A 9948-nucleotide genomic window follows, 5' to 3' on the forward strand; every position below is an offset into this window, starting at 1 on the left:
TCCCCGCAGATCAACGAGGTGCTGCCGCTGCTCTACCTGCACGGGCTCTCGTCGCAGGACTTCACGCCGGCGTTGCAGCAGTTCCTCGGCACCAGCTCGGGGCTGTCCGCGTCGGTGATCACCCGGCTGACCGTCCAGTGGCAGGACGAGGCCCACGCGTTCGCCGGCCGGGACCTGTCCACCGCCGACTACGTCTACCTCTGGGCGGACGGCGTGCACCTGAACGTGCGCCTGGACGAGGCGAAACTGTGCCTGCTGGTCATGGTCGGCGTCCGCGTCGACGGTCGCAAGGAACTCGTCGCGCTCGCCGAGGGCTACCGCGAGTCCGCCGGCTCCTGGGCGGACCTGCTACGCGACTGCAAGCGCCGCGGCATGCGCGCGCCGGTCCTCGCTGTCGGCGACGGGGCGCTCGGGTTCTGGAACGCGCTGCGCGAGGTGTTCCCGGACACCCGCGAGCAGCGCTGCTGGTTCCACAAGATCGCCAACGTCCTCGCGGCGCTACCGAAATCGGCGCATCCCGGGGCGAAGAAGGCCCTGGCCGAGATCTGCAACGCCGAGGACCGCGACCACGCCCGCCGGGCGGTCGCCGCGTTCAAGCTCGCCTACGGCGCGAAGTTCGGCAAGGCGGTCGCCAAGGTCGTCGACGACCTGGACGAACTCCTCGCGTTCTACGACTTTCCCGCCGAGCACTGGGTGCACCTGCGCACCACCAACCCGATCGAGTCGACGTTCGCCACCGTCCGGCACCGCACCAAGGTCACCAAAGGGCCGGGCTCGAAGGCGGCCGGCCTCGCAATGGCGTTCAAACTGATCGAAGCCGCCCAACACCGGTGGCGGGCCGTCAACGCACCGCACCTGGTCGCTCTGGTCCGCGCCGGCGCCCGCTTCGAGCGCGGCAAGCTCATCGAACGGCCCGCCACCGAACTCGTCACGACCGAGGCCGCAGCCGCCTGATCAAGATTTCTCATCCACAAGTCTTGACTATTGCTCCCCCGTTCGCCGCGCTGGTCGAGCAGGTCATGACCATCGAACCGTACGCCTCCGCCCGCCGAGTGTTCTGGATCGTCGACAACGGCTCCTCACACCGCGGCCAGGCAGCCATCAACCGTATGTCCACCACCTGGCCGACCGCGACGCTGGTCCACACCCCGGTCCACGCCAGCTGGCTGAACCAGTGCGAAATCTACTTCTCCGTCGTGCAACGCAAAGTCGTCACCCCTAACGACTTCTACGACCTCGCCGACGTCGAAGCCCGCCTGGCCGCGTTCGAAGAGCACTACAACTTCGCCGCCCGCCCGTTCACCTGGCGCTACACCAAACGCGACCTTGATCAGCTACTGGAACGCCTCGCCGCTCACAACGCCGGCCCCCTCACGGCCGCGGCGTGACCCCCGACGAACTTCCGCCCAAGACCACTAAGCGTTGACCATCGACAACAAGTGTTGATCAACGTATGCCCCTGTTTGAGCAGTTCAGTGCTAGGAGTTGACGAATAGTCACAAGCTAGGGACCGTCACGTTCAGTAACTGTCGATGAGTGCGTAGATCTCGTCGAAGAGCCCGGTCGTCGCCTGCATCAGCTCAGTCTTCCATCCAGCGCACAATCCGCATCTGCCGCTGTCATCGTGCGCCCGCCCGGGATGCAGTCACTGTCTGTGCCTGGGTTGGCGAAGGCTGCACGGTGGAACTGCGTACAACGCTCAAGCGCACGAGAAGTCGGCATGGAAGCGAGCACCGGGCGCCACGAGTGCATTCCCCGCGCGATGCCGGCCGGTCATGGAGATCCCCGCCGCCCGCGGCCGCATCGACGACCCCGCCATCACCGCCACCCGCACCAGCGCACCAGCAACCGCGTCCGAGGCCCGTCCTGATCCACGCGCTCAGGTTCCAGTGCCCTTGGGATGCGCGTTGCGATTCGGTCCGAGGACGACGAACCAGCGGATTCCGCTGTGCGGCCAGGGAGCCGCGTAGGCGTGGAGCCAGAGCTTGTTCGTGTACGGCGCGCCGTCGACCGAGCCGCTGATGTCCGCCGACTTCAGGAAGGCCGACTCGGTGCCGGTCACGCTGCTGCCCGCGACTACCAGGCGCCCGCCGCCAAGCCGTTCGAGCCGGCCGGTGATCTCGCCGGCGGCGTCGTTCTCAGGGTCGGCGAGCCGTTCCAGGCGGCCTCGGTCTCGCGCGCCGAGCGCCGCGAGATACTCGCTGACGGCGGACTCCGGGCTGGCAGCGCCATTGGGCGCCCGGCTGACGGCGAAGGCCACCACGACGGCGGCCGCCACCACAACGACGCCAAGCGCGATGAGCATTCTGCGACTCATGGTGACGGACCGTACCTCCATGCCAACAGCCTGCGGGTGGTACCGCTGTCCCACCCACCGTAAACGGCCGCCACAACCGAGCCGCTCTGCTCTACGGCCGCCCCGGCGCCGCCGCTTGAGAAGTCCCGCTCGCGTTCGGCGTGTACCGTCAGCCCGGTGGCCCATTCGGTCGGGTCTTCATTCCCGGTCGGCGTTGCGTCTCCTTTGACCACGTGCTCGCTCATGCCGCCGATGGTGCGCGGCGACTTCCAAGTTGGCTACGGTCGGTGACGGGCCCAAGCGGCGCGAAGGTGTCCTGATCTGCCGAGAACAGTGCGTCTACGTCGTAATAACCCGAAGATCGATAGAGTGCGGCAAGGCCGTTTGAGCCGAGACACCGGCTGGATGAGAGGGCGAGTGGATGACCACTGCCGCGGTCGACACCGTCAGGTTGTCGATGTTGTGGGATGAGCGGTGGCCCGGCTGCTCGAAGCTGCCCTACAAGCTTCGAGGTGTCCGGGACCGGTGGGTGCGGTTTCACACCCTGCCCGATTCCAAGCGCTATCCCCAAACAGAAGCCGAATACGGGATCGTCCTGGCTCGGCACAACATCGTCTTGGCCGAGTTGGTCACCGACTCGGCGGTGCTCGTTGTCACGGCTGGTTACTCCGATGCGCCGGAACCACAGGGGCCTTGCCGGTCATCAGAGACCCTGGACGTGCACCCGGACGCCGTCTATTGGACGAGCGCCTGCATGGACGACGAGCCGGGGTTCGAAAGCTGGATTCACTTGTACGTCAGCCAGATGCCGTGGTCGGCAGGGGGCCTGGACCCGTTGTTGCGTCAGGTCGCTGACGAGGTGATCGCCAACGTGCTGGTGGCGGACACCGGTTTGCGGTGGCTGTACCACCCCTATGACGGGGGCATGGACGTGATGCTTTCGTCCACGGCCGAGCGCGACGCCCTTCGGGACCGGCATCACGACTGGCTGTCAATGCATCCGGGGGGCTTGTAACGCGCATACAGCTATCTCCCTGCCCGCGCCTGGACCAAGATCGGGTATACGGATTTGCCGCTGTGGAGATTGCTCGTGCGGCGGTCAACTCAACTCGGACGGCCTCGGGTCATAGCGGGGCAGGCCGAGTGCCAGCTCGTCCAACCCGAGACCGATGCGGCCGATGCGATCCGCAATGCCGGTCAGTTTGTGGATGCTGGCAAGGTCATTGGCGAGTCGGACGAAGAACTGGGACACCCAACGCGTCTGCTCGATGGCCGACTCGACCGATCTGGATGCTCTGCGTCGCTCGCGCGTGTCGGCCAGCATGGCGGAGACACTGCCGAGCAGTTCCGCTCGGAACTCCGGTGCCACTGGCGCATCGCGGAATACCCTGGCGGCCCGTTCGCCGGCTTCATCCACGGCGTCGTACAGCAGGAACGGTTCGTCGCCACGCATGAAGACCTCGCGCGGGCCGAGCCAGCTGCTCGGCGTGTGGCCGAGGGCATACGAGGACCGGGTGGACAATGGCCGGTAGGCGGCGACGCCGGTCGCGGTGACGGTGTGTAGCGCCTGCCGGAAACACGGATGCACGCAGAATTGATGCTCCGTTCCGTCGAGCGGCAAGTTGTTGTCGTGGACGTACTCGAAGGCGTCACCACGCCGGACACCGAGAAAACCGATGCCGTACAGCACCGATGTGACCCCGTGCGGGGTGAAAACCTCTGCGAAGCGGGGGTGCCTGCTGCGCAAGGTGCTGGCGAGTGTGGACAGCAGCTGGTCGAACGCATCTCGATCCACGACGTACCCAGAGTTCTGGAACAGCACGAACAAGTCGGCTAGGAACGGGTAGTTGATCAGATACTCGTTCGCAAGGTCCTGGACCTTCCAGACGGAGTACTGCCGCTCGGCCTCGACGATGTCCTGCGCCGTGACGTACTTGCGTCCGTTCTTCGCCGTGGTGTCCCGGCATAGGTTGGCGAACTGGATGAGGTCGCGAGGTCGCATGAGTGTGCGTTCAATTAGGTATGTCGCCGTTGGTCGTTCATCAACGGTTTTGACGAAGTAGTCACCGAACAACCTAATATTGGCGCCGGTCGAGCCGACCGCCGCTTCGGCGCGGACCATGAGCATGTCGGCGAGTGCCGCGGCTGACCATTCGATGCGCATCTCATCGCCGCGGAACTTGTCTCGTTCCGGGAACTGCAGTGCGTCGTAGATGTCTGATCGGATACAGACGACGCAGCGGACGTTGCGGAACCGGCTCGACACGTGCTTTGAGGCGGTCAGCAGACCAACCACCATGTCGTCGGAGTTGACGTCGTTCGACCATACCTTCTCGATCTGGTCGACCAGCACGAGGAGGGGTCCGTGCCCTGCCGGGCAGTCCAGGTCGTGGATCGCCCGGTCCAACCAGTCCTCGACGACGTCCAGTTGCTGCGAGACCCGGATGCCCTCCGACGGTGCCGATCCCTTGCCGAGCTCGAGGTTCGCCTTGATGCCGAACGCTTCGAGGGAGAGTGACGAGCGAAGCTGCTGGATGGTCTTCCAGAACCGTTCATGCCAGCGAGGGTCGTCGTTGAGCTCGCCATTCTCGAGGAGGAACTTGCGCAACTGGCACACGGCAGCCGGTGTCTTGCCGTGCGCAGTCCTTGCATGGTGCAGCACGAGCTTCGCAATCTGCACCGCCAGCACGTATCGCCAGATGAGCTGCTTCGACATCTGGCGGGTCAGTCCCTGTAACTCGAACTGCCGGATCTCGTCGGCCGAGATCTCGTCCGGAGTCACGATCGATGCATGCTTCGCCGCATCATCTGCAAGCATCATGCAGATGGCACTCTTACCGGCGCCCTTCCGCCCGATCAGGAGCTGCTTGCGTCCCTGCATCACCATGTTGTAGGCGGCCGTCCGCATGAATCCGGCGCGCAACAGGCCGGCGCCACTGACATCGCTTTCTGCGTCGTCTTTGCCGAAGTACAACAGGTCGAAGTCCGGACGTCCAGGCACCTCTGGCATGGCTTGATCGATACCCTCCGGACCTCTTCCCCGATCCAACGGTTACGCCAATTGGACTGGCTCCTCGACGTTGCGCAACACCGACCGATCGAACAGTGTCAGTAGGACGTTGGGCGGCCCTGATCGATCCGATCGGTCCCGTATTCCGGCAGCGCGCTCGTCTGGCGGCACCCATCTGCGGCCGGCAGCGTGCCTCGGCCTCCGCCACTGCCTGGATAGGCGCGTGCTCATGCCGCGATCCGGGCGAGACACACGGCATTGAAGGTAGTGAGCGACCTGTGAGCGCGGGCATGGTCGGGACATGATCACGAGACGGCGACGTGCAAGCTGAACGGATGCGAACATGGGTGCACGTCGGACGGCTGTGGACCAACGGCGAGCCGTCCCTCGCGGTGGACGCCGCCCTTCGCGAGGGGTGGCGCGGCGGCAGCGACGAGGACCTGTACGAGGAACGCATCGTCGGCCTCGGGCCGGACGCCACCAGCATTGCGGTTGGGGCCGGAACGGCGGTCCTCGTGGGTGGTGACGGTGTGGTTCGCGACGACAGCTGGATGGAGGTGCTCGAGGCCGACGACGGCGCGCTGGCGATCGTGCAAGCTTCCGGCTCCGACTACCGGCGTGTCGTCGCCCAGGCGCTGGACTACCCCGATCGCGGGGACATCGACGGCGGAACGCTGCGGGTGGACAGCGGCGAGCTGGCGATCTTCAGCGCCGCGGTGGACGGGTCCGACCCGTTGCTGCCGGTCAGTTCGGGTCCGGTGCCGCCAGCCCATGGACGGCCCACCGCCGTGGCCGACCCCGGCTTGTTGATCGAGACCGCCATCGCACGTACCGGCTCGCCGTCCGGTGGTACACCGAGCTGCCCGACGACGGGTGTTTCGCACGCTGGCTGTTGCGTCCAGGAGGATAGACGGCCCGGTGCGTCGATCGCCACGACATCGATCAGCAGCACCGAGGAGACAACGCGCTCTTCTGCCGCAAGTCGGGGCTCGGGGGCGTTACCGCGAGTGGCGAGCCAGCATCAGTGGCGCTGACTCCACAGCGAGCGGGATGGTTCCGGGGTCAAGGTGGACATGTACTCCAGATGGCGCCCGTGTGTCGGACAGCGCAAGGCACCAGCGGGCGAGATCACGAAGTCCGGCTGGGTCGCCGAATATCTCGACCGATCCATCCCGATCTCGATAGTGACTGTTCCTCCCTCGACTGGAGCGATGACCCCGTCTGAGAGCTGTAGGCGGGCACGGACAGCACGTTCTCAGTCATGAACGCAGTCTGCCGGATCACGTCCGGCGCTTCGGTGCCCGAACCCATCCTCATCTGACCGCAATCAGCTCGCTATGGAACGTCACGATGAGTCGGCCGTCCAGTTCCCGGACATGCCGAGATGCTACGAGTCGATCGTCTCGACCTGGAGGCGTTCGCAATGTGTCCGCAGGACATCAAGAGCGCGCCCGCTGACGGTAAGACCGACCGGCGGCACGTATGCCACGTCGCCTGCTGGGTCGTCGCCGGCGATGAGGCGCACGAGGGGCGGTGGTGACGCTCCCGGTTCCACGCCGAAGGAGTCCTCACGAAAGACGCCTCTCGCGGCGCCGCTACGAAATCCACTCAGCCCGTTCGCCACGAGCGCAGCAGCCAACGCCGGGCTTACGACCAGGTCCGCTAACCGCCCTGCTAGCGCGTCAGGAGACCAGCTGAGCTCCACCACCAGGACGCCGTCGCGGTCATCAGACCAGTCCCAGGCAGGGTCGGGCTCAACGACATAGCGCGGCTGCAGCCCTGGATGGTCCTCGCCGTGCGCCACGGAAGGTCGGGGCCCTCGGCCTGACTGTCCGTTCATGCGAGATCCAGCAAACCCATGTCTCCGGTGCGGACCATCCACTCGACCAGCGATCCGATCCGGCCGCATGCGGTACACCGTTCAGCGGTGGCGACCGAGCGTATCCCGCCCATCTCGTCGGTATAGAGCGAATACCCGACGGCGACGTTGAACAGCTCTTCCTCGCACGTGCAGACCGATACGCGCTGACGGTCGTCGTCCCAATAATCCTCGCTGTCCAAGAGGTATCCGGGGAGCGAGCCGCCGGCGGCCACCTCCGGACAGGTGGTCGGAGGCGGACCGTCGGTCTCAGCGGACGTTAGCGGAAGGCGCCGCAGTCGGAACGGGCCAGGGCCTTCGCCGCGGGGCCGGGAGGCCGGATGCCGGGGGCACTGGCGTCGATGTGGCCGACGTTGAAGAACCGCACGGCGTCCGCGCATCACGTCGATGGGCGTCGGTATGCTCTGCCGGTGGGGACAGATGAGACGACGCCGCGGCTGTTTCCAAACCTTTTTGCGGATGCGGTCGGACCCAGCGCGGGCGGGCCTGCCCGCGATCATTGCCGATGCGTCGGCCACTCGGTCGCAACCCGGCCCGCGATCGTCTCTTTCCACCGGGACCGGCAGGATACCGAGGCGCCGGGCTGGCACCATCTGCTCGCGCTGATCGAGGAAGCGGCGGCGGATGGGCGGATGGTGTTCAAGCCGTTCGTGGAGATGAGCGCTCCAGAGAGGCGGCAGATTGTCACGCTGCCGCCGACGATCGCGAAGCTGACCACCGTCAAACGTCTGGTGCTCTACGGCACGAACCTGGTCCGGATCCCGCCCGAGATCGGGGCCATGACGAGCCTCGAGATCTTCGAGCCCTACACCTCCCACCGACTCCATTGGTACCCGTACGAGCTGACCAGATGCGCCAAGCTAGCCGACAGCACGGTGAGCACACGCGTCCTCTACGGCAACTTCAAGTTCCGCCCGCCGTTTCCGGCGCTGCGTCCAGTGACCCGGGCAGGTGAGGTCGACTTCGACGCGCTCGACCCAGCCGTTTGGGGCGCCGACGCGGTGCAAACCTGCAGCGTCTGCGACGGACCAATCCAAGGTGAGCTTCGCCAGGTCTGGATCTCCCGGCTGGTCGGCACCGACGTGCTGCCAATGCTGGTGAACGCATGTTCCGCGGGATGTGTGACGGCGCTACCCGAGCCGCAGTCCGGGTATGTCCCGGCGCCGCACACAGGCGGTCCGGAGATCGTGCAGCCAGCCGCCAGGTGGTGAGGGCACGGGGACCAACCGGCGCTGCTCGTCTGCGGTGCAGCTGCGCGGCGGCACGTCCGGCACCCCCGACCAGCGCAGCGTCGCGCCGTACGCTTGGATCGTTCCGGCGAGCCAAGCCTCGGACAGTGCCGCGCGAATCAGCGTCCGCTCGGCGATGGCCAGGCTGTCCCAGGACCGCATCGTGCCGAGCCTAGCCGGGCTCGCTATCGGTCGCTCGAACGGGATCTATGAGCGACCGAAGTGCCGCGCAGTGTGCCGCGTACGCCTTTCGCCCTGCGCGGGTCATCGAGAAGGTCGTGCTCGCACCCCGCCCATGACCGTCCTTCGTGGACTTGACGTACTCGGCCGCTTCCAGCGCCGACATCTGCTTGGACAGGTCGGAGTCGGCCAGTTGCAGTTGTTCCCTGAGGAATCGGAACGACGCCGACGGCGCGTTGGCCAGGATCGCCATCGCCGCGAGCCGTTTGGGAACGTGGATGACCGGATCGAGGCCGTCGATCATGCCAGCCGATCCCGGACGTTGCCCGCGGCGATGGCGTACTTGCGCTCGTAGATGGCGACGCCGGCGGTGACGAGCACGAAGTCGACCGCTGCGGCCACCGGCACGCCACCGAACCACCATGCCAGCGCGACCAGTATCGCAATGATCACGACGCCGACGAAGTAGCCGCGCCACACCGCTGCGATCTCAACAGGAGGCTTGCCGTGGCCGGGCATCGGCAGCGCACCGTGCCGTCGGCGCATCCAGATCAAGAACAGTGCCTCGGCCGAGACCAGAATCCCAAGGGAGGCGGCGAAGAGTGCGCCGTTCACCCGCCACCAGGCGAAGTCTCCGATGAACGCGGCGGTCCAGGCGCCGACGGCCGGGGCGTACCACCACGGAGTCGGAGGGTACTGCACGTAGGGCGCCGCAGCGGCGCGCTCCACGAGCAGCAGCTGGTCACGCGCCTCAACACTTTCCATACTGGAAACCATAACGAATACTTTCCACTTTGGAAAGTGCCGCCAAGAAAACCGGGGCGCCGCACGGCTCGACGGCGTTACGGCACCCACTCGAAGGTCGCGTCCGGCTCTCGCTCCTCGTTGCGACTGCCGTCGTCCGTCGCGACCAGGCGGAAGCCGTGGCGGCGGTAGAACGCCACGGCAGCGGTGTTGCGCTGGAACACGTGCAGTCGCAGCCGGTCCGGACTCGCCGCCCGGACCACGGCGAGCAACACCGAACCGATGCCCCGGCGGCGGACGTCGGGCAGCAGGTACAGGTGCGCCAGCAGCTCCCCGTCCAGGGCGGCAAAGCCGACGACGCGGCCGGGCTCGCCGTCGGTCGCCACCCAGACCCGGTGGCCGGTCAGCACGATGTGCTCGATCCACCACCGGGTCTCCTCGTCGGTGTGCAGCTTCGGCAGGTACGGCATGGCGGCCGCCCGGGAGGCGAGGAATACCGAGGTGATCTCGGCGGCGTCGGCCGCTGCGGCCACTCGCACCGCAGTCTGCTGCGTGGCCGGGCCGGCGGGCCGGCCGTCGTGAGGATCCGTCATGCGGCGATACTCCAGTT

The 9948-nt window shown here is 66.4% G+C and carries 11 protein-coding genes and 1 pseudogene; 5 read left to right on the top strand and 7 right to left on the bottom strand.

Features of this window, described 5'->3' with window-relative positions; genetic code table 11:
* Both ACGFI8_RS37170 and ACGFI8_RS37175 read left to right on the top strand, forming a co-directional pair.
* A partial coding sequence (locus ACGFI8_RS37170) for an IS256 family transposase (protein WP_392811841.1) occupies positions 1-954 on the top strand: 954 nt, incomplete at its 5' end.
* A pseudogene (locus ACGFI8_RS37175) lies at positions 894-1388 on the top strand (transposase); the annotation flags it as partial. The gene ACGFI8_RS37170 and the pseudogene ACGFI8_RS37175, both read left to right, overlap by 61 nt.
* 491 nt (positions 1389-1879) lie before the next feature.
* On the opposite strand, the gene ACGFI8_RS37180 reads toward ACGFI8_RS37175, so the two are convergent.
* On the bottom strand, positions 1880-2305 hold the full coding sequence (locus ACGFI8_RS37180; RefSeq protein ID WP_392811842.1) for a hypothetical protein: 426 nt from the start codon (positions 2303-2305) through the stop codon (positions 1880-1882).
* 8 nt (positions 2306-2313) lie between these two features.
* The gene (locus ACGFI8_RS37185; protein ID WP_392811843.1) at positions 2314-2541 is read right to left on the bottom strand and encodes a hypothetical protein; all 228 of its coding nucleotides are present in this window, start codon (positions 2539-2541) and stop codon (positions 2314-2316) included.
* 176 nt (positions 2542-2717) lie between these two features.
* Between ACGFI8_RS37185 and ACGFI8_RS37190 the strand changes: the two genes are divergently transcribed.
* Positions 2718-3311, top strand: coding sequence for a hypothetical protein (locus ACGFI8_RS37190; RefSeq protein WP_392811844.1), 594 nt, complete (start codon positions 2718-2720; stop codon positions 3309-3311).
* A gap of 84 nt (positions 3312-3395) precedes the next feature.
* Here ACGFI8_RS37190 and ACGFI8_RS37195 read toward each other — a convergent pair whose 3' ends face one another.
* Positions 3396-5306 carry a P-loop ATPase, Sll1717 family gene (locus ACGFI8_RS37195; RefSeq protein ID WP_392811845.1) on the bottom strand — a complete coding sequence of 637 codons (1911 nt, stop codon included), beginning with the start codon at positions 5304-5306 and terminating at the stop codon, positions 3396-3398.
* Positions 5307-5653: 347 nt separating this feature from the next.
* On the opposite strand from ACGFI8_RS37195, the gene ACGFI8_RS37200 reads away from it, so the two are divergent.
* Positions 5654-6340: a hypothetical protein gene (locus ACGFI8_RS37200; RefSeq protein WP_392811847.1), complete on the top strand. Its 687-nt coding sequence runs from the start codon at positions 5654-5656 to the stop codon at positions 6338-6340.
* 802 nt (positions 6341-7142) lie between these two features.
* Here the strand turns inward: ACGFI8_RS37200 and ACGFI8_RS37205 are convergent.
* Positions 7143-7367, bottom strand: a complete 225-nt coding sequence (locus ACGFI8_RS37205; protein ID WP_392811849.1) for a hypothetical protein — start codon at positions 7365-7367, stop codon at positions 7143-7145.
* Positions 7368-7595: 228 nt separating this feature from the next.
* Between ACGFI8_RS37205 and ACGFI8_RS37210 the strand changes: the two genes are divergently transcribed.
* Entirely contained in the window at positions 7596-8396 is an 801-nt protein-coding gene (locus ACGFI8_RS37210; protein WP_392811851.1) for a leucine-rich repeat domain-containing protein, read from the top strand.
* Between the two features lie 190 nt (positions 8397-8586).
* Here the strand turns inward: ACGFI8_RS37210 and ACGFI8_RS37215 are convergent, their stop codons facing one another.
* The 3 genes from ACGFI8_RS37215 to ACGFI8_RS37225 all read right to left on the bottom strand — a co-directional run bounded on the left by ACGFI8_RS37215 (position 8587) and on the right by ACGFI8_RS37225 (position 9931).
* Positions 8587-8898 carry a winged helix-turn-helix domain-containing protein gene (locus tag ACGFI8_RS37215; RefSeq protein WP_392811853.1) on the bottom strand — a complete coding sequence of 104 codons (312 nt, stop codon included), beginning with the start codon at positions 8896-8898 and terminating at the stop codon, positions 8587-8589.
* Positions 8895-9359 (bottom strand): hypothetical protein, encoded by a 465-nt coding sequence (locus tag ACGFI8_RS37220; protein ID WP_392811855.1) that lies wholly within the window; start codon positions 9357-9359, stop codon positions 8895-8897. The genes ACGFI8_RS37215 and ACGFI8_RS37220 overlap by 4 nt, the downstream gene beginning before the upstream one ends.
* A gap of 77 nt (positions 9360-9436) precedes the next feature.
* Positions 9437-9931 carry a GNAT family N-acetyltransferase gene (locus ACGFI8_RS37225; RefSeq protein WP_392811857.1) on the bottom strand — a complete coding sequence of 165 codons (495 nt, stop codon included), beginning with the start codon at positions 9929-9931 and terminating at the stop codon, positions 9437-9439.
* Positions 9932-9948 lie beyond the last annotated feature (17 nt).

This window comes from Dactylosporangium sp. NPDC048998 (genome assembly GCF_043197855.1).
In the GTDB taxonomy this organism is placed as follows: domain Bacteria; phylum Actinomycetota; class Actinomycetes; order Mycobacteriales; family Micromonosporaceae; genus Dactylosporangium.